The organism is Gordonia sp. Swx-4 (assembly GCF_030316175.1).
In the GTDB taxonomy this organism is placed as follows: Bacteria; Actinomycetota; Actinomycetes; order Mycobacteriales; family Mycobacteriaceae; genus Gordonia; species Gordonia alkanivorans.
On the sequence record NZ_CP128197.1, the window covers coordinates 2,027,365 to 2,050,556 of the forward strand.

At 68.7% G+C, this 23,192-nt stretch carries 20 protein-coding genes; all 20 read left to right on the forward strand.

The annotated features are described in order from the left end of the window. The first annotated feature begins 14 nt into the window (after nt 1-14). Nucleotides 15-413 (forward strand): hypothetical protein, encoded by a 399-nt coding sequence (locus tag PWF70_RS09275; RefSeq protein ID WP_006359150.1) that lies wholly within the window; start codon nt 15-17, stop codon nt 411-413. A gap of 172 nt (nt 414-585) precedes the next feature. After that, entirely contained in the window at nt 586-1,929 is a 1,344-nt protein-coding gene (gene hisD / locus PWF70_RS09280; RefSeq protein WP_040004186.1) for a histidinol dehydrogenase, read from the forward strand. Further along, on the forward strand, nt 1,926-3,089 hold the full coding sequence (locus PWF70_RS09285; protein WP_035755311.1) for a histidinol-phosphate transaminase: 1,164 nt from the start codon (nt 1,926-1,928) through the stop codon (nt 3,087-3,089). Before hisD ends, PWF70_RS09285 begins: the two co-directional genes overlap by 4 nt. Next, nucleotides 3,086-3,709, forward strand: a complete 624-nt coding sequence (gene hisB, locus PWF70_RS09290; RefSeq protein WP_005196188.1) for an imidazoleglycerol-phosphate dehydratase HisB — start codon at nt 3,086-3,088, stop codon at nt 3,707-3,709. The genes PWF70_RS09285 and hisB overlap by 4 nt, the downstream gene beginning before the upstream one ends. After that, nucleotides 3,706-4,347, forward strand: coding sequence for an imidazole glycerol phosphate synthase subunit HisH (hisH, locus tag PWF70_RS09295; protein WP_006359153.1), 642 nt, complete (start codon nt 3,706-3,708; stop codon nt 4,345-4,347). Before hisB ends, hisH begins: the two co-directional genes overlap by 4 nt. Continuing rightward, nucleotides 4,344-4,643 carry a hypothetical protein gene (locus PWF70_RS09300; RefSeq protein WP_006359154.1) on the forward strand — a complete coding sequence of 100 codons (300 nt, stop codon included), beginning with the start codon at nt 4,344-4,346 and terminating at the stop codon, nt 4,641-4,643. Before hisH ends, PWF70_RS09300 begins: the two co-directional genes overlap by 4 nt. Before the next feature lie 52 nt (nt 4,644-4,695). Then, nucleotides 4,696-5,439, forward strand: a complete 744-nt coding sequence (priA, locus tag PWF70_RS09305) for a bifunctional 1-(5-phosphoribosyl)-5-((5-phosphoribosylamino)methylideneamino)imidazole-4-carboxamide isomerase/phosphoribosylanthranilate isomerase PriA (protein WP_006359155.1) — start codon at nt 4,696-4,698, stop codon at nt 5,437-5,439. After that, nucleotides 5,439-6,260 (forward strand): inositol monophosphatase family protein, encoded by an 822-nt coding sequence (locus PWF70_RS09310; protein ID WP_006359156.1) that lies wholly within the window; start codon nt 5,439-5,441, stop codon nt 6,258-6,260. Before priA ends, PWF70_RS09310 begins: the two co-directional genes overlap by 1 nt. Nucleotides 6,261-6,331: 71 nt before the next feature. After that, nucleotides 6,332-7,105, forward strand: coding sequence for an imidazole glycerol phosphate synthase subunit HisF (gene hisF / locus PWF70_RS09315; RefSeq protein WP_006359157.1), 774 nt, complete (start codon nt 6,332-6,334; stop codon nt 7,103-7,105). Nucleotides 7,106-7,124: 19 nt separating this feature from the next. Next, nucleotides 7,125-7,496 carry a phosphoribosyl-AMP cyclohydrolase gene (gene hisI, locus PWF70_RS09320; protein ID WP_006359158.1) on the forward strand — a complete coding sequence of 124 codons (372 nt, stop codon included), beginning with the start codon at nt 7,125-7,127 and terminating at the stop codon, nt 7,494-7,496. Nucleotides 7,497-7,535: 39 nt separating this feature from the next. Continuing rightward, nucleotides 7,536-7,715: a tautomerase family protein gene (locus PWF70_RS09325; protein ID WP_005196179.1), complete on the forward strand. Its 180-nt coding sequence runs from the start codon at nt 7,536-7,538 to the stop codon at nt 7,713-7,715. Beyond that, on the forward strand, nt 7,712-9,304 hold the full coding sequence (locus PWF70_RS09330) for an anthranilate synthase component I (protein ID WP_035755313.1): 1,593 nt from the start codon (nt 7,712-7,714) through the stop codon (nt 9,302-9,304). The genes PWF70_RS09325 and PWF70_RS09330 overlap by 4 nt, the downstream gene beginning before the upstream one ends. Beyond that, entirely contained in the window at nt 9,301-10,086 is a 786-nt protein-coding gene (locus tag PWF70_RS09335; protein WP_006359160.1) for a Trp biosynthesis-associated membrane protein, read from the forward strand. The genes PWF70_RS09330 and PWF70_RS09335 overlap by 4 nt, the downstream gene beginning before the upstream one ends. A 181-nt stretch (nt 10,087-10,267) precedes the next feature. After that, nucleotides 10,268-11,086, forward strand: a complete 819-nt coding sequence (gene trpC / locus PWF70_RS09340) for an indole-3-glycerol phosphate synthase TrpC (protein WP_035755315.1) — start codon at nt 10,268-10,270, stop codon at nt 11,084-11,086. Between the two features lie 61 nt (nt 11,087-11,147). Then, entirely contained in the window at nt 11,148-12,479 is a 1,332-nt protein-coding gene (trpB, locus tag PWF70_RS09345; RefSeq protein WP_035755318.1) for a tryptophan synthase subunit beta, read from the forward strand. After that, nucleotides 12,476-13,285, forward strand: a complete 810-nt coding sequence (trpA, locus tag PWF70_RS09350) for a tryptophan synthase subunit alpha (RefSeq protein ID WP_042376160.1) — start codon at nt 12,476-12,478, stop codon at nt 13,283-13,285. Before trpB ends, trpA begins: the two co-directional genes overlap by 4 nt. A 124-nt stretch (nt 13,286-13,409) precedes the next feature. After that, nucleotides 13,410-15,056 (forward strand): prolipoprotein diacylglyceryl transferase, encoded by a 1,647-nt coding sequence (lgt, locus tag PWF70_RS09355; protein WP_006360577.1) that lies wholly within the window; start codon nt 13,410-13,412, stop codon nt 15,054-15,056. A gap of 337 nt (nt 15,057-15,393) precedes the next feature. After that, nucleotides 15,394-19,965 carry a glutamate synthase large subunit gene (gene gltB / locus PWF70_RS09360; protein ID WP_155225211.1) on the forward strand — a complete coding sequence of 1,524 codons (4,572 nt, stop codon included), beginning with the start codon at nt 15,394-15,396 and terminating at the stop codon, nt 19,963-19,965. Further along, entirely contained in the window at nt 19,958-21,463 is a 1,506-nt protein-coding gene (locus PWF70_RS09365) for a glutamate synthase subunit beta (protein WP_006360579.1), read from the forward strand. The genes gltB and PWF70_RS09365 overlap by 8 nt, the downstream gene beginning before the upstream one ends. A 184-nt stretch (nt 21,464-21,647) precedes the next feature. Beyond that, complete coding sequence (gene pyk, locus PWF70_RS09370) at nt 21,648-23,072, forward strand: pyruvate kinase (RefSeq protein ID WP_035755322.1); 1,425 nt, start codon at nt 21,648-21,650, stop codon at nt 23,070-23,072. The last annotated feature ends 120 nt before the right edge of the window (nt 23,073-23,192 follow it).

Here is a 23,192-nt window from a genome sequence, read left to right on the forward strand (position 1 = left end):
TCCCGTCGGTCGCGTTGCAGACGTTCGAAGGCAAGGGCTTCCATCTGGTCGATTCGGTCTACCGGGATCGTCCGAACCTCGCCGGCACGAGTGTGACCGTCAGCAGCGAGGACTTCCTCACCAAGAACCCCGGGTTCGCACCTACGTGGCAGAAGCTTCACGCCGACGCCGTCAGGTACGCCAAGGCCCACTGGGAGGAGTACCTGCGGTTCGAACTCGGCAACTCGAAGGCTCCCGAGGCGGCGGTCCGTGCCGCGGCGAACCCCGACGGTTACTCCGAGGAACCGTTCCCGGCACAGGCCATCGAACTGCTCACCGGCACGAAGGCGTTCCTCGTCGAGCAGGGCAGCATCAAGGCGGACTTCGACCTCGACACCTGGTTCCAACTCCCCTCGGGGGACAAGAACCCCTGACGCGAGGCCTGGCCACAACGTTGGCGACCCGGGTACCGCCCGGGTCGCCGACGTGCGCCGTAGCGGCGTGGCGCCCGACACACCACACGCCGGTGATCACCCGCACCAGAAACCCGCTGGCCACCGACCCGTATCCTGGATGGGTAATTTCCCGCACCGACCAGGAGAGATCATGCTCGCCCGAACTGACCTGCGCGGTAGCACTCCGACGCTCGCCGAATTGCGTCGTGCGCTGCCCCGCGGGGGTACCGACGTCAATGCCGTACTCGACACGGTGACGCCGGTGGTGCATGCGGTGGCCGAGACCGGCACGCCCGCGGCCCTGGAGTTCGGTGAGAAGTTCGACGGTGTCCGCCCGACTTCGGTGCGTGTGCCTGCTCAGGTCATCGCCGACGCGCTGGCCGGTCTGGATGCACAGGTCGCCGACGCGCTGCGCGAGTCCATCACCCGTGCGCGCAAGGTCCACTCCGATCAGCGCCGGGAGACCACCCGCACCCAGGTCGTCGACGGCGGCGTCGTCAGCGAGAAGTGGATTCCGGTCCGCCGCGTGGGCCTCTATGTCCCCGGCGGCAACGCGGTCTACCCGTCGTCGGTGATCATGAACGTCGTCCCGGCCCAGGAGGCCGGCGTCGGTTCGCTGGTCGTCGCGTCGCCCCCGCAGAAGGACTTCGGCGGCTGGCCGCACCCGACCATCCTCGCGGCCTGTGCGCTCCTCGGCGTCGACGAGGTGTGGGCCGTCGGTGGCGCACAGGGCGTCGCGCTGCTCGCGTACGGCGGAACCGACACCGACGCCGCCGACGAGCCGGGCGCAGTCCTCGACCCCGTCGACCTGATCACCGGACCGGGCAACATCTACGTCACCGCCGCCAAGCGTCTGTGCCGCAGCGTGGTCGGCATCGACTCCGAGGCAGGTCCCACCGAGATCGCGATCCTCGCCGACGACTCGGCCGACGCAGGCATCATCGCCTCCGACCTCATCAGCCAGGCCGAGCACGACGTCCTCGCCGCCTCGGTGCTCGTCACCGCCAGCGCCGAACTCGCCGACGCCGTCGATGTCGCCCTCGAGCAGCAGGTCGCCGCAACCAAGCACCGCGAGCGCGTCACCACCGCGCTGTCGGGGGAGCAGTCGGGCATCGTTCTGGTCGACGACGTCGAAGCCGGCCTCGCCGTCGTGGACGCCTATGCCGCCGAACACCTCGAGATCCAGACGCGCGACGCCGCCGCGGTCGCCGACCGTGTCCACAACGCCGGCGCGATCTTCGTCGGTCCGTACGCGCCGGTCAGCCTCGGCGACTACTGTGCGGGCTCCAATCACGTTCTGCCGACCTCGGGTTCGGCGCGCTTCGCGTCGGGCCTGTCGGTGCAGACCTTCCTCAAGGGCGTCCACGTCATCGACTACGACGAGGCCGCCCTGCGTGAGGTCGCCGACAAGGTCGTCACCCTCGCCGACGCCGAGGACCTGCCCGGCCACGGCGACGCGGTGAAGCAGCGTTTCGCCGGAAGCGTGCGCCCATGACGGCATCGGACGCGACTGTGACGACGGAGGCGGGGCGCTCGGTCCCCGGATCGCAGATCAGCGTCGACGATCTGCCGCTGCGGGAGAACCTGCGCGGCAAATCCGCTTATGGCGCACCGCAACTCAAGGTGCCGGTGATCCTCAACACCAACGAGAACCCGCACCCGCCGTCACCGGCGCTGATCGACGACGTCGCCGAGTCGGCACGTGAGGCCGCCGCGGAACTGCATCGCTACCCGGATCGGGACGCGGTCGCGTTGCGCACCGACCTCGCCGCATACCTGACCCGCGCGACCGGTGTGCAGCTCGGTGTCGAAAACCTGTGGGCCGCAAACGGTTCCAACGAGATCCTGCAGCAGTTGCTGCAGGCGTTCGGTGGTCCCGGGCGCTCCGCGCTCGGCTTCGTGCCGTCGTACTCGATGCACCCGATCATCTCCGACGGCACCGACACCACCTGGCTGGTCGCGGCACGGTCGCCCGACTTCGGTCTCGACATCGACTACGCCGTCGCCGAGGTGACCAACCGCGAACCCGACGTGGTCTTCGTGACCTCGCCGAACAACCCCACCGGTGGCTCGCTCCCGCTCGCCGATCTACGACGCATCATCGAGGCCGCGCCCGGCATCGTGATCGTCGACGAGGCATATGCCGAGTTCTCCGCCGCGCCGAGCGCGACCGAGCTCATCGACGAGTTCCCGACCAAGGTCGTCGTCAGCCGCACCATGTCCAAGGCCTTCGCCTTCGCCGGCGGACGCCTCGGCTACCTGGCCGCCGCCCCGGCCGTCGTCGACGCCATCCAGCTCGTCCGCCTGCCGTACCACCTCTCGGTGCTGACGCAGGCCGCCGCGCGCGCCGCACTGCGGCACAGCGACGACACCCTCGCCGGTGTCGCGGCGATCATCGCCGAACGCGAACGCGTGGTGACGGCGCTCACCGGCTTCGGTTACCGCGTCGTCGACTCGGACTCGAACTTCGTCCTGTTCGGCGGCTTCCGGGATGCTCCGGCGTCGTGGCAGCGTTACCTCGACGCCGGTGTCCTCATCCGGGACGTCGGGATCACCGGCCACCTGCGGGTGACCATCGGACTCCCGCACGAGAACGACGCATTCCTCGACGTCAGCCGCACGCTCGCCACAACAGATCTGGAGAACTCTCAGTGAGCATCCCCGCGCCTCGCATCGCGAAGGTCGAACGGACCACCAAGGAATCCTCGATCTCGGTCGAACTCAACCTCGACGGGACCGGCATCACCGACATCTCCACGGGCATCGCGTTCTACGACCACATGCTGACGGCGTTCGGTCAGCACGGCAGCTTCGACCTCACGGTCAAGGCCGAGGGCGACATCGAGGTCGAGGGTCACCACACCATCGAGGACACCGCCATCGTGCTCGGCCAGGCGCTCGGTCAGGCACTCGGGGACAAGCGGGGCATCCGCCGCTTCGGCGACGCCTGGATCCCGATGGACGAGACCCTCGCGCAGGCCGTCGTCGACGTCTCCGGGCGTCCGTACTGCGTGCACACCGGTGAACCGGAACACCTGCTCACCGCGGTGATCGGCGGCTACCCGGGTGTGCCGTACTCCACGATCATCAACCGGCACGTCTTCGAGTCGATCGCGCTCAACGCCCGCATCGCCCTGCACGTGCGGGTGCTCTACGGCCGCGACCAGCACCACATCACCGAGGCCGAGTTCAAGGCCGTGGCGCGTGCCCTGCGCACGGCCACCGAATACGACGCCCGGGTCAGCGGCGTTCCGTCGACGAAGGGAGCCCTGTGAGCGCTACCGACGTCACGATCCTCGACTACGGTTCGGGCAACCTGCGCTCGGCGCAGCGTGCACTCGAACGCACCGGCGCCCAGGTGACGGTGACCTCCGACTTCAACACCGCGCTGCAGGCGACCGGCCTGGTCGTTCCGGGTGTGGGTGCGTTCGCCGCGTGCATGGAAGGCCTGCGCGCGGTGAAGGGCGACCGGATCATCGGCCGCCGCCTCGCCGGTGGACGCCCGGTTCTGGGCATCTGCGTCGGCATGCAGATCCTCTTCGAACGCGGCGTGGAGTTCGGGGTCGAGGCCGACGGCTGCGGTGAGTGGCCCGGCAGCGTCACCCAGCTGCCCGCGCCGGTCCTGCCGCACATGGGCTGGAACACCGTGGAGGCCCCCGAGGGATCGGTGCTGTTCGACGGCCTCGACGCCGACACCCGGTTCTACTTCGTGCACTCCTACGCCGCACAGACCTGGGAGATGGACAACGTCGGTTCGCCGCTGCACGCTCCGAAGCTGACCTGGGCCGAGCACGGTGGACGCTTCCTGGCCGCGGTCGAGAACGGACCGCTCTCGGCCACGCAGTTCCACCCGGAGAAATCCGGGGACGCCGGCGCCCAACTCCTGGAGAACTGGGTGAAGGGCCTCTCATGACCGACGGCACGCCGGCCGGCGAAGCGGACGGGAGCACGCCCGACACCCCGTCTGCGGGCAGCGGTTTCTCGATCGCCAAGCTCGCGTTCTACGCTCTCGGCGCCGGTGTGCTGGTCCTGGCGGCGTGCATACCGCTCATCCTCCTGCTGGCGAACTGGTCACCGCTCGCAGGTCTGGTCGCCGCACTGGCCGCAGTGGTCGCGATGATCGCGGCCATCGGTACCGTGGCAAACCGCATGGTCAACCGCGCGCGGGCGGAGCTGATCGCCGCCCGCGACGGACACCCGCCCGCCTGACCCGCTCGACACACAACAGCCCGACCCGAGAACAGACAGGAACACTCCACCCATGGGTAGCACCCTCGAACTCCTTCCCGCCGTCGACGTTGCCGACGGGCAGGCGGTCCGCCTCGTCCAGGGCGCGGCCGGCACCGAGACCTCCTACGGCTCGCCGCGCGATGCGGCGCTGGCGTGGCAGAACGACGGTGCGGAGTGGATCCATCTCGTCGACCTCGATGCGGCCTTCGGTCGCGGCGACAACCGTGAGCTCCTCGCCGGGGTCGTCGGCGAACTCGACGTGAAGGTCGAGCTGTCGGGCGGCATCCGCGACGACGACTCCCTCGCCGCCGCACTGGCGACCGGCTGCACCCGCGTCAACCTGGGCACCGCGGCCCTGGAGAACCCGGAATGGTGCGCCCGCGCGATCGCCGAACACGGTGACCGCATCGCCGTCGGCCTCGACGTCATCCGCGACGGCGACTCCTACCGGCTCCGCGGCCGCGGCTGGGTCACCGACGGCGGCGACCTGTGGGAGGTCCTCGAGCGTCTCAACCGCGACGGATGCTCGCGCTACGTGGTGACCGACGTGTCCAAGGACGGCACCCTCGAGGGCCCGAACCTCGAGCTGCTCGCCGAGGTCGCCGCGGCCACCGATGCCCCGATCGTCGCCTCCGGCGGTGTGTCGGCCATCGACGACCTCGTCGCGATCGCCGGCCTCGTCGACCAGGGTGTCGAGGGCGCGATCGTCGGCAAGGCCCTCTACGCCGGCCGCTTCACCCTGCCCGAGGCACTCACGGCCGTCGCCGGGGTCTGATGAGCGCGACCCAGAGCTCGCTCGACCTCCCGCGGTTGCTCGACACCGCGGGGTCGGTGCTCGACGCAGCCGTCGAGACCTTCGTCGAAGGTCTGGGTGCGCCGAGCGCCGTGCACAAGGGCGGGACGGACTTCGCCACCCAGGTCGACCTCGACCTGGAACGGCGGATCTCCGCCGAGCTCGAGGACCGGACGCAGATTCCGGTCCACGGTGAGGAATTCGGCGGCGCCGATCCGGTCGACGGCCCGGTGTGGGTGCTCGATCCGGTCGACGGGACCTTCAACTACTCGGCAGGCATGCCGCTCACCGGCATCCTGCTCGGGCTCGTCGTCGACGGCGAGGCGACCCTCGGCCTGACGTGGCTGCCGCTGCTGGACCGCAAGTACGCTGCTCACGCCGACGGTCCGCTGCTGATCAACGGCGAGGCCGCCGAGCCCCTGCCGGACACGCCGCTGGAGGAGGCCGCGGTCGCCTTCGGGCCGTTCAACGCGGCCGGGCGCGGTCGCTATGCGGGGGATCGACGCGCAGATCTGTTGCGCGCGTTGAGTTCCCGCGTCGCCCGTATCCGGATGACGGGGAGCACGGGCGTCGACATGGCGTTCACCGCCTCGGGCGTCTTCGGCGGGGCCGTCGCCTTCGGGCGGCACCCGTGGGACAACGCGGCGGGCGCCGCGCTGGTCCGGGCGGCCGGTGGGGTCGCCTCCGACATCGCGGGCGAGCGCTGGACGGTCGCCTCCCCGTCACTGGTCGCGGGCACGCCGACCGTGCACGCGGGTCTGATGGCAGTGATCGAGCAAACGGTCGGGGAGTGGTCGGAATGAGCACCCCGGCAACCGATGAGACAGGCACGAGAGCATCCCATGAAGAACGAGCACACGAAGGAGACACGACGATGACGCTGGCGACGCGGGTCATCCCGTGCCTCGACGTCGACGACGGCCGGGTCGTGAAGGGCGTCAACTTCGAGAATCTCCGCGACGCCGGGGATCCCGTCGAGCTGGCCGAGCGCTATGACCGGGAAGGCGCCGACGAGCTGACCTTCCTCGACGTCACCGCGTCGAGCTCGGGACGCTCCACGATGATCGACGTCGTCAAGCGGACCGCCGACCAGGTGTTCATCCCGCTGACCGTCGGCGGCGGCATCCGAACCGTCGAGGACGTCGACATGATGCTGCGCGCGGGCGCGGACAAGGTCAGCGTCAACACCGCCGCGATCGCACGCCCCGAGGTCCTCGGCGAGATGAGCCGACGTTTCGGCTCGCAGTGCATCGTCCTGTCGGTCGACGCGCGGACCGTGCCGGAGGGTTCGGAGCCGACGCCGTCCGGCTGGGAGGTCACCACCCACGGCGGCCGCCAGGGAACCGGCATCGACGCGGTCGAGTGGGCTCGGCGCGGTCAGGACCTCGGTGTCGGTGAGATCCTGCTCAACTCGATGGACGCCGACGGCACCAAGAAGGGCTTCGACCTGCGCATGCTCAGGGCGGTGCGCGCGGCCGTACGGGTCCCGGTCATCGCCAGCGGCGGTGCAGGCAAGGTCGAGGACTTCGCGCCCGCCGTCCAGGCCGGCGCGGACGCAGTGCTGGCCGCCTCGGTCTTCCACTTCGGCGAACTCACCATCCACGAGGTGAAGGCCGCCATGGCCGACGCCGGGATCACCGTCCGATGACACAGGCAGGAGAACGCTGATGGCCCTCGATCCGGAGCTCGCCTCGCGTCTCAAACGCAACGCCGACGGACTGTTCAGTGCGGTCGCGCAGGAACGCTCCACCGGCGACGTCCTGATGGTCGCGTGGATGGACGACGCCGCTCTCGAACGGACCCTCGCCACGCGCAAGGCGACCTACTACTCGCGGTCACGCCAGGAGTACTGGGTCAAGGGCGAGACGAGCGGTCACACCCAGTACGTGCACGACGCGCGCCTCGACTGCGACGGCGACACGGTGTTGCTCGTCGTCGACCAGGTCGGCGCGGCCTGCCACACCGGGAACCACAGCTGTTTCGACACCGAGTCGCTGTCTTTCGGAGCAGACGCCCGGCCGGTCGATTCCGCACAGTAGATTTCCATCGTGATCACACCCGAAAGGCGGTGACGCTGCATGCCCCTCATCCAGATCTCGCAGACCCCCGGACTCTCCGACCGCGTCAAGCGCGAGACCATCGCGGCGGTGACCGAGGCGTACGCCAAGGCGACCGGCAAGAACCCGGATTCGGTCTGGGTCACGATCACCGAGGTGCCGCGCACTCAGTGGGGCGTCGGCGGCGAGCCCCTCGGATGAGCGGCGTGAACGCGGCGGCCGGGGCGCACACGACGTCCCTCGCGGAATTCCTCGACCTCGCCCGTGACCATCGCGTGGTGCCGGTGACACGCAAGGTGCTCGCCGATTCGGAGACACCGCTGTCGGCGTACCGCAAGCTGGCCGGCGATCGTCCCGGGACCTTCCTGCTGGAGTCGGCAGAGAACGGCCGCTCCTGGTCGCGCTGGTCCTTCATCGGGGCCGGGGCACCCTCGGCGCTGACCGTCGTCGACGGCCAGGCGCACTGGTGGGGTTCGGTGCCGGTGGGCGCTCCCGAGGGCGGCGACGCCCTCGAAGTGCTGGCCGAGTCGCTGCGCGTGCTCAAAACCGACCCGCTGCCGGGCATGCCGCCGCTGACCGGCGGCTTCGTCGGGTTCATGGCCTACGACATGGTCCGGCGCCTCGAACGTCTCCCGGAGACCACCGTCGACGACCTCGGCCTGCCGGACATGATGATGGTGCTGGCCACCGACCTCGCCGCCGTCGATCATCACGAGGGCACGATCACGCTGATCGCCAACGCGGTCAACTGGGACGGTTCCGACGAGCGCGTCGAGGAGGCCTACGCCGACGCCCTGGCGCGTCTGGACCGGATGACCGAGGCGCTCGCCGCACCCGCGTCGTCGACCGTCTCGACCTTCGACCGGCCCACTCCGGACTTCACCGCACAGCGCACGCTCGAGGAGTACAGCGAGATCGTCACTAGCCTCGTCGGCGAGATCGAGGCGGGCGAGGCCTTCCAGGTCGTGCCGTCGATGCGGTTCGAGATGGACACCGAGGCCGACCCGCTCGACGTCTACCGCGTGCTCCGGGCATCGAATCCCAGCCCGTACATGTACCTGCTGCGGATGCCGGGGACCGAGGCGAACAGCGACACTGCCGCTCCCGACGCGATCGCCCGCAAACCGTTCACGATCGTCGGCAGCAGCCCGGAGGCGCTGGTCACCGTCGCCGACCGCATCGCGACCACACACCCCATCGCCGGGACGCGCTGGCGCGGCGCCACCGAAGAAGAGGATCAACTGCTCGGCAAGGGCCTTCTCGAGGACGAGAAGGAGAACGCCGAACACCTCATGCTCGTCGATCTCGGCCGCAACGATCTCGGCCGTGTATGCGTCCCCGGCACGGTGAAGGTCAGCGACTACCGGCACATCGAGCGGTACAGCCACGTCATGCACCTGGTGTCGACGGTGTCGGGAACGCTGCGCGACGACAAACACGCACTCGACGCGGTGACCGCCTGCTTCCCGGCCGGCACGCTCACCGGCGCACCCAAGGTGCGCGCGATGGAGCTCATCGACGAACACGAGAAGACACGGCGCGGCCTCTACGGCGGCATCGTCGGCTACCTCGACTTCGCCGGCAACGCCGACACCGCGATCGCCATCCGCACCGCGCTCCTCGCCCGTGGCCAGGCCTACGTGCAGGCCGGTGGCGGCGTGGTCGCCGACAGTGAGCCCGAGTACGAGTACAACGAGGCGCGCAACAAGGCAACCGCGGTGCTCAACGCCGTCGCCGCCGCGTCGACGATGAACAGGGTCGGGGAGACCCCGTCAGGAGACATCGCGTGACATCCGCGGACCAACCGGCCGAGTCGTCCCAGCCTGAGTCGTCCCAGCCCAAGCCGAAGTCCTCGCGACGGCCGCAGATGATCGCGGCGGTCCTGATGCTGGCCACCGCCGCCGCGTTCTGGGGCGCGAGCCGGCTGACGTGGGCCACCGTCTCGGCCGAGGACGGCCTCTCACCGCAGCGCGCCTTCGACGTGAAGGGATCGGACTGGAGCCCGTGGCTCACGCCGCTCGCCCTGGTCTACCTCGCCGGCATCGCCGCGGTGCTGTCGGTGCGCGGCTGGGGTCTGCGCCTCGTCGCGCTGCTCGTCGCCGCCGGTGGCGTGCTCGCCGCCTTCCCGGCGATCTCCCTGATCGCCGGTGGCGCCGACTCCGAGTACGCCGCCGACGCCGGGGACATTCCGGACCGGTACATCGTGCTCTACACCGACACCCAGTGGTTGCCCGCCGCGCTGGTCCTGCTCGGCACGGTGTGTGCGGTCGCCGCCGCGGTTGTGCTGCTTCGGGTCGCCAAGGGTGCGACGATGTCGTCCAAGTACAAGACCCCCGCGGCCCGGCGCGAGGAGCTCGAGACCGAGATCTTCGCCGACTACGAGCGGCGGAAGAGGGCGGCCGCGGCCGACTCCGCGAAAGCCGGTGACACCCCGGCCGACGCCGACGCCGACGCCGACGCCGGAACCGGCGGAAAGGACCGGCGGCCCGGCGACGACCGGGACGCCAACGAGCGCATGATGTGGGACGCGCTCGACACGGGCATCGACCCCACCGATCCGGACGAGCGCTGACCCTCCGGGCGAGCAGTGCCCCGGTCCGACGCCTCGCTGAGACGCACACGACAGGCTGAGATATGCGCAACAGTCCAGGACCGGTCCCGTTTTGTGGAGAATCGGCCAACCCGGCGACAGGTCGCCGCGACTGTCGGTCTACCCTGAGACCACACGACGAGCGGAAGGGAGCGGAGTCGCTGTGAGCATGCCCAACGTTCTCGAGTCGATCATCGAGGGAGTCAAAGCCGACGTCGCCGCACGTGAGGCGATGACCGACTTCGCTGCCGTCAAGGCCGCCTCGGCGAAGGCTCCCGCTCCCCGGGACGCCATGGTCGCACTCCGCCAGCCCGGTATCGGTGTGATCGCGGAGGTCAAGCGCGCGAGCCCGTCGAAGGGTGAGCTGGCCTCGATCGGCGACCCAGCCGAGCTTGCCAAGGCCTACGAAGACGGCGGCGCGCGCATCATCAGCGTGCTGACCGAGGAGCGACGCTTCCACGGCTCGCTCGCCGATCTCGACGCCGTTCGCGCAGCGGTCGACATCCCGGTCCTGCGCAAGGACTTCATCGTCGGTCCGTACCAGATCCACGAGGCCCGCGCCCACGGCGCCGACGTCATCCTGCTGATCGTCGCGGCCCTCGAACAGAACGTCCTCGCCTCGCTGCTCGACCGCACCGAGAGCCTCGGCATGACCGCCCTCGTGGAGGTGCACACCGAGGAAGAGGCCGACCGCGCCCTCGAGGCCGGCGCGTCGGTCGTCGGCGTGAACGCCCGCAACCTCAAGACCCTCCAGGTCGAGCGGGACACGTTCTCGCGGATCGCCCCCGGCCTGCCGACCGAGATCATCCGCATCGCGGAGTCGGGTGTTCGCGGCACTGCCGACCTGCTGGCCTATGCCGGCGCGGGCGCCGACGCCGTCCTGGTGGGTGAGGGACTCGTGACAAGTGGTGACCCCCGCGCCGCCGTGCGTGAGCTGGTCACCGCGGGTACCCACCCGTCGTGCCCGAAACCAGTTCGCTGACATACGTCTTCGGGCCGTGTTCGGTCCATGTCGTCGTCGGCCCGATCGACTGTGAGATGTAGTGACCGCCCATCCTGATTCGGCCCATCCCGACTCTTCCGCGACCGTGCTCCCGCCGGCCAGCACCGGCCTGACGACGCGTACGTCGATCGAACCCGACGAGGGTGGACACTTCGGCGTCTACGGCGGACGGCATGTGCCGGAAGCCCTGATGGCGGTCATCGACGAGGTCACCACGACCTTCTTCAAGATCCGCAACGACGACGCCTTCCTGAACGAACTCGACCGTCTGCAGCGTGACTACGCCGGACGTCCGTCGCCGCTGTACGAAGCGAAGCGTCTCGCCGAGTACGCCGGGGGGGCGCGCATCTTCCTCAAGCGCGAGGATCTCAACCACACCGGCTCGCACAAGATCAACAACGTTCTCGGACAGGCGCTTCTGGCCCAGCGGATGGGCAAGAACCGCATCATCGCCGAGACCGGCGCCGGCCAGCACGGCGTGGCCACCGCCACCGCATGTGCGCTCCTGGGCCTCGAGTGCGTGATCTACATGGGTCGCGTCGACACCGACCGACAGGCGCTCAACGTCGCCCGGATGCGTCTGCTCGGCGCCGAGGTCATCGCCGTCGACAACGGTTCGGCCACGCTGAAGGATGCCATCAACGAGGCCATGCGTGACTGGGTCACCAACGCGCACAACACCTATTACTGCTTCGGCACCGCCGCCGGCCCGCACCCGTTCCCGGTGATGGTCCGTGATCTCCAGCGCGTCGTCGGTCTGGAGGCACGTGCCCAGATCCTCGACAAGGCCGGACGCCTTCCCGACGCCGTGACCGCCTGTGTGGGCGGTGGGTCCAACGCCATCGGTATCTTTCATCCGTTCATCGACGACTCCGACGTTCGTCTCGTCGGTTTCGAGGCGGCCGGTGACGGCGTCGAGACCGGCCGTCACGCAGCGACTTTCACCGGCGGGACGCCGGGTGCATTCCAGGGTGCGTACTCGTACCTGCTGCAGGACGAAGACGGGCAGACGACCGAATCCCACTCGATCTCCGCAGGTCTCGACTATCCGGGCGTGGGCCCCGAGCACGCCTACCTCAAGGACACCGGCCGGGCCGAATACCGACCGATCACCGACACCGAGGCGATGAACGCGCTCGCGCTGCTGAGCCGCCGCGAGGGGATCATTCCCGCCATCGAGTCCGCGCACGCGGTCGCCGGCGCACTCGAGCTCGGCAAGGAACTCGGCGAGGGCGCGATCATCGTCGTGAGCCTCTCCGGTCGCGGCGACAAGGACGTCGACACCGCCGCGCGCTGGTTCGGCCTCTTCGACCCGCCGCCGTCGCAGGACGAGGCAAAGGCCACCAGCGGACAGCCGGGAGAGCGGGCATGAGCGCAAACACGATCTCTTCGAAGACCGGACCCGTCTTCGCGAAGTGCCGGGAGGAGAACCGCAGCGCACTCATCGGATATCTCCCCGTGGGGTATCCGACGCTGGAGGGTTCACTGACCTCGTTCCGGACAATGGTCGACGCCGGTTGCGACATCATCGAGGTGGGCGTGCCCTACTCCGACCCGGTGATGGACGGTCCGACGATCCAGGAGGCCGCCGATCTCGCCCTCACCAACGAGGTGCGGGTGCGCGACGTGTTCACCGCGGTCGAGGCGATCAGCTCGGCCGGTGGCACCGCGGTCGTCATGAGCTACTGGAACCCGGTGCTGCAGTACGGCGTCGAGAACTTCGCGCGAGACCTCGCCGACGCGGGCGGCGCCGGGCTCATCACGCCGAACCTGATTCCCGAAGAGGGCGCCCAGTGGCACGCCGCCTCCGATCAGTATGGCCTCGACCGCATCTACCTCGTCGCGCCGTCGTCGACCAACGAGCGCATCGCGCTGACCGTCGACGCGTCCCGTGGATTCGTCTATGCGGCATCCACCATGGGCGTCACCGGAGCACGCGACGCGGTGTCGGACATGGCTCCCGAGCTGTGTGCACGCGTCCGCGAGTACTCCGACATCCCCATCGGCGTCGGACTCGGTGTCCGCAACCGTGAGCAGGCCGCCCAGATCGCGTCCTACTCCGACGGCGTCATCGTCGGCTCGGCGCTGGTGACTGCCGCCAAGGCCGGCCAGGACCGCCTGGCCTCCCTCGTCGGCGAACTCGCCGAGGGCGTGCGTTCGCGTCACGCGGCTGTCTGACCCGCTGGTCGAGTAGGGCCGAGAGGCTGCCCGAGGTCTGTATCCGGGCCACGCGGCAACCGCACCGCACGGGCACACGTGTCCGGTCGGTTAGGGTTGCATCGTGAACGCGCCGACCACGACGATGCTCGCCTACATCCCCAGTCCGCCTCAGGGTGTGTGGGATCTCGGACCGTTCCCGCTGCGCGCGTACGCCCTGTGCATCATCGCGGGGATCATCGTCGCGGTCTGGTGGGGCAATCGCCGGTGGGTCGCACGTGGGGGACAGGAAGGCGAGGTCCTCGACGTCGCGATCTGGGCCGTTCCGTTCGGTCTCCTCGGCGGGCGTCTCTATCACCTGATCACCGACTGGAAGACCTATTTCGGTGCCGACGCCCCCAAGGAGCCGCTCGACGCCCTGCGGATCTGGGACGGTGGTCTCGGAATCTGGGGCGCGGTCGCGCTCGGTGCGGTCGGTGCCTGGATCGGCGCCCGACGCCGCGGCATCCGACTGCCCGCTTTCGGCGATGCGATCGCCCCGCCGATCCTGTTGGCCCAGGCCATCGGTCGGCTCGGCAACTACTTCAACCAGGAGCTGTACGGCCGTGAGACAACACTGCCGTGGGGTCTGGAGATCTACGAGCGCGTCAACAAGGCCGGTTACGCCGACGCGGGCCTGATAGACGGCAAGTCCAACGGCGTCGTGGTCGCCGTCGTCCAGCCGACGTTCCTCTACGAACTGCTGTGGAACGTCCTGATCGTGGTCCTCCTGGTGGTCATCGACCGCAAGTTCCGCATCGGTCACGGTCGCCTGTTCGCGCTGTACATCGCCGGCTACTGCCTCGGCCGGTTCTTCATCGAGATGCTGCGCGACGACCGTGCCGCCGTCGCCAACGACATCGCCGGTATCCGCCCGAACCTCTTCACCGCGGCCCTCGTGTTCGTGTGCGCGATCGTCTACTTCGTCGTCGCACCCAAGGGTCGCGAACAGGGGCTGGAGATGTACCACCCCGAACGTGCCGCCGAACTCGAGGAACAGGGCGTCGCCGGATACGTGGACGACTGGTACGACGAGGACTTCGACGAACTCGACGCCGCCGAAGGACAGGAACCGCCGGCCGAGGTGGACACACTGGACGCGCTCGACGCCGAGGCCGACAAGGTGGAGACCACCCGTGTCGCCGCCGAACCTGCCGCAGCGGCGAAGGTCTCGGATGATGAACCCGCTGCCGAGCCGGTGGTCGACGAAACCGCGGCGGGGGAGACCGAGACCGAGGAACCCGTCACCGAGGAAGCCGAAGCAGCCACTGGCGCAGTTGAGACTGAGGCAGTGGATTCTGACGCGGGGGAGTCTGGCGCACCTGAGTCCGCAGACGCTGGGGTCGCGGAACCCGAGGTCGCTGAACCCGAGGTCGCGGAACCCGAGGCGGAGGATGACGCAACCACCGACGTAGAGGCAACAGACACCGAGGCCGTAGACGCAGCGACGGCCAATGCAGCCGAAGACGATGAGGCCGACAGCGTCGTCGAGAACGAGGACCCGGCAAGCCAGGTCGTCGAATCCGAGGACGCGGCAACCGGCGTCGCGGAATCTGAGGCACAAGCGACCGGCGTCGTCGAATCCGACCCGGAATCCTCTGCCGTCGAAACCGATGCCCCTGCAGCTGGCGACGCTGAGTCTTCGGCAGCCGACTCTGCCGACGTGCAGGCCACCGACGCCGGACAGGCCGATGCCTCGAGCAGCCTCCGCCGCCGGGTCGCCTCTCGATTCGGTCGCCGCCGCCGGCCCTGACCCTCGGCCGCCCCTGCCAGGAGGTAAACGCGAAAACCGCCTGCTGAAAACCACCCTCCAGAAGGCAACCGCTGACGATATGTAGCCGGCACGTCCACACCGGGTCGAGTCCAGGGGCGGTTCTCGGTCGCGAGGATCACAGCCTTCGAGCACACGCGTGCTCGGTGGTGTTCGGATACGATCGAACTTCATGACGCGCGATCTCCGACCGCCCGGTTCGACTCAGCCCGGTACCGATCTCGGCACGGTCACTCGCTCGCCGCGCAATACTCCTCGGGCCAGTGCTGTCCCAGTGGACACTCAGCAGCGATCCGTTCCGGATCGAGTGGAGGTAGTGATGCTGTTTTCCGCGCTCCCGGCCAAGCAGGGCCTGTACGACCCGGAGGCCGAGGTCGACTCGTGCGGCGTCGCGATGGTCACCGACATCCACGGTCGCCGATCGCATTCGATCGTCGCCGACGGGCTCCTGGCGCTGGAAAATCTCGAGCACCGCGGGGCTGCCGGAGCCGAGACCAACAGCGGTGACGGCGCAGGCATCCTGATCCAGCTGCCGGACGAATTGTTGCGTGCCACCGTCGATTTCGAACTTCCGGAGCCGGCCGCCGACGGCTCGCACACCTATGCCGCGGGTACCTGCTTCCTGCCGATGGACGAGGAACTGCGCCGGCAGGCCATCGCGCGGGTGGAGGCGCTCGCCGCCGACGAGGGCATCACGATCCTCGGCTGGCGTGACGTCCCGGTCGACCACGAGCACGCCGACATCGGTGGCACCGCCGTGGCCTGCATGCCGTACATGATGCAGCTGTTCGTCACCGTCGACCCCGAGCCGGGTGCCGAGCGCATCGGCGGCGTCGCCGTCGACCGCTTCATCTATCCGTTCCGCAAGCAGGCCGAGCGCGTCACCCCGGAGATCGAGGAGGCGGGCACCGGCCTGTACTTCCCGTCGCTGTCGAGCCGCACCATGGTCTACAAGGGCATGCTCACCACGATGCAGCTGCCGCTCTACTACGCGGACCTGCGCGACGACCGGTGCCAGAGCGCCATCGCGATCGTCCATTCGCGGTTCTCGACCAACACCTTCCCGTCGTGGCCGCTCGCGCATCCGTTCCGGTTCGTCGCCCACAACGGCGAGATCAACACGGTTCGCGGCAATCGGAACCGCATGCGCGCCCGGGAGGCGCTGCTCGACACCGACCTCATACCCGGCGACCTCAAGCGTGCCTTCCCCATCTGCACCCCCGAGGCCTCGGACTCGGCGTCGCTCGACGAGGTGCTCGAACTCCTGCATCTCGGCGGCCGGAGCGTGCCCCACGCGGTCATGATGATGGTTCCCGAGGCGTGGGAGAACGTCCCCGACATGGACCCGAAGCGGCGCGCGTTCCTGCAGTTCAACGCGTCGCTGATGGAGGCCTGGGACGGTCCGGCGTGCGTCACCTTCACCGACGGCACCGTCGTCGGCGCGGTCCTCGACCGCAACGGCCTGCGTCCCGGACGCTGGTGGCAGACCCGCGACGGCCGGATCATCCTCGCCTCGGAGGCGGGCGTTCTCGACGTCCCGGTCGACGACATCATCAGCAAGGGGCGCCTCGAGCCGGGCCGCATGTTCCTCGTCGACACCACCGCGGGCCGGATCATCCCGGACGAGGAGATCAAGGGCGAACTGATGCACGCCGAGGCGTACGACGAGTGGTTGCACGCCGGGCTCCTCGACATCGCCACGCTGCCCGAACGCCCGGTCTTCCAGCCGAACCACGACACCGTCGTACGCCGGCAGCAGTCCTTCGGATACTCCGAGGAAGACCTGCGGGTGCTGCTCACCCCGATGGCCGCCTCGGGATACGAACCACTGGGTTCGATGGGCACCGACACCCCGATCGCGGTGCTGTCGCGGCGTTCCCGCCTGCTCTACGACTACTTCGTGGAACTGTTCGCGCAGGTCACCAACCCGCCGTTGGACGCCATCCGCGAGGAGATCGTCACCTCGATGGGCCGTGTGATGGGTCCGGAGCAGAACCTGCTCGACCCCACCGCCGCGTCGTGCCGCCAGATCATGCTGCACTGGCCGGTCCTCGACAACGCCGACCTCGCCAAGCTCGTCCACATCAACGACGACGGTGATCACCCGGGCCTGTCGGCCAAGGTGCTGCGTGCGCTGTACGAGGTGGACGACGGTGGAGAAGGTCTCCGGGTCGCCCTCGAGGACCTGCGCCGGCGGGCGAGCCAGGCGATCGCCGAGGGCCACACCACCCTCGTCATCTCCGACCGTCTCACCGACAAAGACCATGCACCGATCCCGTCGCTGCTGGCCATCTCGGCCGTCCACCATCACCTGGTGCGCACCAAGGAGCGCACCCGGGTCGCGCTCGTCGTCGAATCCGGCGACGCCCGCGAGGTCCACCACATCGCGACGCTCATCGGTTTCGGTGCGGCCGCGGTCAACCCGTATCTGGCACTGGAGACGATCGAGGACCTCATCGCCGAGGGCGAGTTGACCGGTGTCACCCCGTCGAAGGCCATCCGCAACTACCTCGAGGCGCTCGGCAAGGGCGTGCTGAAGGTGATGAGCAAGATGGGCATTTCGACCATCAGCTCCTACACCGCCGCACAGGCTTTCGAGGCCGTGGGGTTGTCGTCGGAGGTGGTGCGCGAGTACTTCACCCGCACGGTGTCGCGGATCGAGGGCGTCGGTCTCGACGAACTGGCCGAGGAAGTCCGCATCAGGCATCACCGCGCGTTTCCCGAGAACCCGACCGAGCAGGTCTACCGTCGTCTCGAGGTCGGTGGCGAGTACCAGTACCGCCGGGAAGGCGAGCTGCACCTGTTCACCCCGGAGACGATCTTCCTGCTGCAGCACGCCACCAAGAGCGGGCGGTCGGAGATCTTCCAGAAGTACTCCGACGAGGTCGACCGGCTGTCCCGCAAGGGCGGCACGCTCCGCGGCCTCTTCGAGTTCGATCTCGATGCGCGCGAACCGATCCCGATCGCGGAGGTGGAACCGGTCGAGGAGATCATGAAGCGCTTCAACACCGGCGCCATGAGCTACGGCTCGATCTCCGCGGAAGCCCACGAGACCATCGCGATGGCGATGAACAAGATCGGCGGCCGGTCGAACTCGGGGGAGGGCGGCGAGGACGTCGACCGTCTCTACGACCCGGAACGACGCAGCGCGGTCAAGCAGGTCGCGTCCGGCCGTTTCGGTGTCACCAGCGACTACCTGATCAACGCCACCGATATCCAGATCAAGATGGCGCAGGGTGCGAAACCCGGTGAGGGTGGCCAGCTTCCGGCGTACAAGGTGTACCCGTGGATAGCCAAGACCCGGCATTCGACGCCCGGCGTCGCGCTGATCTCACCGCCGCCGCACCACGACATCTACTCGATCGAGGACCTCGCCCAGCTGATCCACGATCTGAAGAACGCCAACTCCCAGGCCCGTATCCACGTCAAGCTGGTCAGCGCGGTCGGCGTGGGCACGGTCGCGACCGGCGTCTCCAAGGCACATGCCGACGTCGTGCTCATCTCCGGCCACGACGGCGGTACCGGCGCCTCGCCGCTCACCTCGCTCAAGCATGCGGGCACTCCCTGGGAGATCGGCCTGGCCGACGCCCAGCAGACGCTCATGCTCAACGGTCTGCGCGACCGCATCACCGTGCAGTGCGACGGTGCGCTGCGCACCGGACGCGACGTCATCATGGCCGCCCTCCTCGGCGCCGAGGAATACGGCTTCTCCACCGCGCCGCTCATCGTGGCCGGATGCATCATGATGCGTGTGTGTCACCTCGACACCTGCCCGGTCGGCGTGGCGACCCAGAACCCGCAGCTCCGTTCCCGTTTCACCGGCCAGGTGGACCACCTGGTCAACTTCTTCCGGTTCATCGCCGAGGACGTGCGGAAGTACCTGGCGCAGCTGGGTTACCGCACCCTCGATGAGGCGATCGGTCAGTCTCAGCGACTGCACACCGATTCCGCTGTCGCACACTGGAAGTCGAAGGGTCTTGATCTGTTGCCGATCTTCCGCAAGGTCGAGGGCAAGGGGCCGAGCCGGCGGGTGCGGGAGCAGTACCACGCACTCGACCGCGCGCTCGACCAGACGCTCATCCAGCTCGCCGAAGGGGCGCTGGAGGACGCCCACCCGGTGACGCTCGAACTGCCGGTGCGCAACGTGAACCGGACCGTCGGCACGTTGCTCGGCGCCGAGGTCACCCGTCGCTTCGGCGCCGAGGGCCTGGCCGAGGACACGATCGTGGTGAAACTGGAGGGTTCGGCCGGGCAGTCGCTCGGCGCGTTCCTGCCGCCGGGCGTGACGATCCGGCTCAGCGGCGACACCAACGACTACGTCGGCAAGGGGCTGTGCGGCGGCAAGATCGTCGTCGCCCCGCATCCCGACTCGTGGTTCGTCGCCGAGGACCAGGTCATCGCAGGCAACACCATCCTCTACGGCGCGACGTCGGGCGAGGTGTACCTGCGCGGGCGCGTGGGTGAGCGCTTCTCGGTGCGGAACTCGGGTGCGACCGCGGTCGTCGAAGGAGTGGGCGACCATGCCTGCGAGTACATGACCGGCGGGCGCGTGGTGATTCTCGGACCGACCGGACGCAACCTCGCGGCAGGTATGTCGGGTGGCATCGCCTTCGTGCACGACCTCGACCGCGACAAGGTCAACATGGCGATGGTCAAACTGATGCGCCCCGACCCCGACGACCTGGCCTGGCTCAAGGACGCCATCACCAAGCACGCCGAACTCACCGGTTCGGCGATCGGTGCGTCGATCCTCGCGGACTGGCCCCGACGCTGCCTGGCGTTCACGAAGGTCATGCCGACCGATTACAAGCGTGTCCTGGACGCGGCCCGGATGGCCGAGGCCGAGGGACGCGACGTCGATTCAGCGATCATGGAGGCGGCACGTGGCTGATCCGCGCGGGTTCCTGGAGGTCCCGAAGAAAGAAGCGAAGTACCGTCCGGTCGCCGAGCGCGTCCAGGACTGGGACGACGTCTACGTGCACGCCGACGACCCGACGAAGGTTCTGGCGGAGGTCAGCACCCAGGCGCGCCGGTGTATGGACTGCGGTATCCCGTTCTGCCACTCCGGAACCGCGGGCTGCCCGCTGGGCAATCTGATCCCGGAGTGGAACGACCTGGTCCGCCGCGGCCGGTGGGATGCGGCGAGCAGCCGGTTGCACGCCACCAACAACTTCCCCGAGTTCACCGGGATGGTGTGCCCGGCGCCGTGCGAGGCCGCCTGCGTCCTGTCGATCTCCGAGCGCGAGACCGGTGGCAGCGTCACCATCAAACGCATCGAGAAGACCATCGCCTACGAGTCGTGGGCCGAAGGCGTCATCGGGCCCGAGCCGCCGGAGTCCAAGACCGGCAAGTCGGTGGGCGTGGTCGGTTCCGGTCCTGCGGGACTCGCTGCGGCGCAACAGCTCACGCGTGCGGGCCACGACGTCACCGTCTACGAGCGGGACGACCGCCTCGGCGGGCTGCTGCGTTACGGCATCCCGGAGTACAAGCTCCAGAAGTCCGACATCGATCGTCGCATCGCCCAGATGCGCGCCGAGGGAACCGAATTCGTCACCAGTTGTGACGTCGGCACCGACCTGACGGTGGAGGACCTGCGTGCCCGGCACGACGCCGTCGTCCTGGCCATCGGCGCGATGGAGGCCCGCGACAACCCGGTGCCCGGCCGCGAACTCAACGGCGTCCACCTGGCGATGGAGCACCTCGTACCCGCCAACCGGGAATGCGAGGGCGACGGCCCCTCGCCGATCACCGCGGCCGGCAAGCACGTCGTGATCATCGGCGGCGGCGACACCGGTGCGGACTGCCTGGGCACCGCCCACCGGCAGGGTGCGGCGTCGGTGGTCCAGCTCGACTACAACCCCGAACTGCCCGACGAACGCGACGACAGCCGATCACCGTGGCCCACCTGGCCACTGGTCATGCGGACCTCCAGTGCGCACGCCGAGGGCGGGGAGCGCAAGTACCAGGTGGCCGTGCAGCGTTTCCTCGGCGACGTGGAGGGCAATGTCACCACCATGGTGCTCGCCGAGGTCGAGGTGCAGCGTGACGCCGACGGCCGACGTGAGATCAGGCCGGTTGGTGACGAGTTCGAGATCCCTTGCGAACTAGCGCTTTTCGCGATCGGATTCGCCGGTGTGGAACGGGGTGAACTGCTGTCGGGTCTGGAGATCGAACCCAACAAGCGTGGGGCCATCTCATGTGGAAGTGATTGGCAGACCGACGCTCCCGGCATTTTCGTGTGTGGTGACGCCCACCGTGGCGCGTCGCTGGTGGTATGGGCGATCGCCGAGGGGCGGTCGACGGCACGGGCCGTCGATGAGTTCCTCGTCGGCGAATCCGACCTTCCGTCACCGGTTCGTCCGGCAGCGCTGCCGCTGTCGGTGCGCTGACGGGTCCGCGGTCGCCGAACGCCGCTCCGGCGACGATGACGGAGAACACGCGCGGGCTGTCCGTGTGAGGCGAAATCCGTACCGGAAAGTAGTGGGCTGTCACCAGCGACAACACCACATGACCCCTGGGTGACGACTTCGGCGGCGCGTGGAGATGCACCACCGACGGGACTAAGGTGAGGTTGTGACTCGGCGAACCAAGATTGTCTGCACCATGGGTCCGGCCACTTCCAGCGACGAGAAGCTCAAGGAACTCGTCGCCAGCGGTATGGATGTGGCCCGGATGAACTTCAGCCACGGCAAGCATGAGGACCATGCTGCCGTCTACGCGCGCGTCCGCAAGGCCTCCGATGCTGCGGAGAAGGCCGTCGGCATCCTCGCCGACCTGCAGGGACCCAAGATCCGGCTCGGCCGTTTCGACGGCTGTGACGGCGCCACCGTCTGGGAGACGGGGGAGGATGTCCGGATCACCGTCGACGATGTCGAGGGCACCCACGACCGCGTCTCGACCACCTACAAGAACCTGTCCGAGGACGCGCACCCCGGCGACCGGCTCCTGGTCGACGACGGCAAGGTCGGACTTACCGTCGCCTCGATCGACGGCAACGACGTGGTCTGCACCGTCACCGAGGGCGGTCCGGTCAGCAACAACAAGGGCCTGTCGATGCCGGGTATGAGCGTCTCGGTGCCCGCATTGTCCGAGAAGGACATCGCCGACCTCGAATTCGCACTCGACCTGGGCGTCGACCTGGTCGCGTTGTCGTTCGTGCGCAGCCCGTCCGACATCGAACTCGTCCACGAGGTCATGGACCGCGTGGGTCGCCGGGTTCCGGTCATCGCGAAGCTGGAGAAGCCGGAGGCCATCGAGAACCTCGAGGCCATCGTCCTGGCGTTCGACGCGATCATGGTCGCCCGCGGCGACCTGGGTGTCGAGCTGCCGCTCGAGGAGGTACCGCTGGTGCAGAAGCGGGCCATCCAGATGGCCCGCGAGAACGCCAAGCCGGTGATCGTCGCGACCCAGATGCTCGACTCGATGATCGAGAACTCGCGCCCCACCCGCGCCGAGGCCTCCGACGTCGCGAATGCGGTCCTCGACGGCGCGGACGCGGTCATGCTGTCCGGCGAGACGTCGGTGGGCAAGTTCCCGCTCGAGACCGTCCGCACGATGGACCGCATCTGCCGGGCCGTCGAGACCGGCCCGCGCGACGTGCCACCGCTCTCGCATGTGCCCCGCACCAAGCGCGGCGTCATCTCGTACGCGGCGCGCGACATCGGTGAGCGCCTCGAGGTCAAGGCGCTCGTGGCGTTCACCCAGTCCGGCGACACCGTCCGACGCCTCGCCCGGCTGCACTCGCGCCTGCCGCTGCTGGCCTTCACGCCGACGCAGGAGGTGCGTAGTCAGCTCGCCCTGAGCTGGGGCACGGAGACCTTCATCGTCGACCACGTCGACACCACCGATCACATGATCGACCAGGTCGACCACCAGCTGCTGCGCATCGGCCGTCTGGCCGAGGGCGACGTGGTGGTCATCGTGGCCGGCGCCCCGCCGGGCACCGTCGGCTCGACGAACATGATCCACGTCCACCGCATCGGCGAGCAGGACCACTGACGCCGGAGGCGTTGAGCAGACCACTGACGCCGGAGGCGTTGAAGGAGACCACTGACGCCGGAGGCGTTGAGCAGACCACTGACGCCGGAGGCGTTGAGCAGACCACCAGGAGTGTGAGCC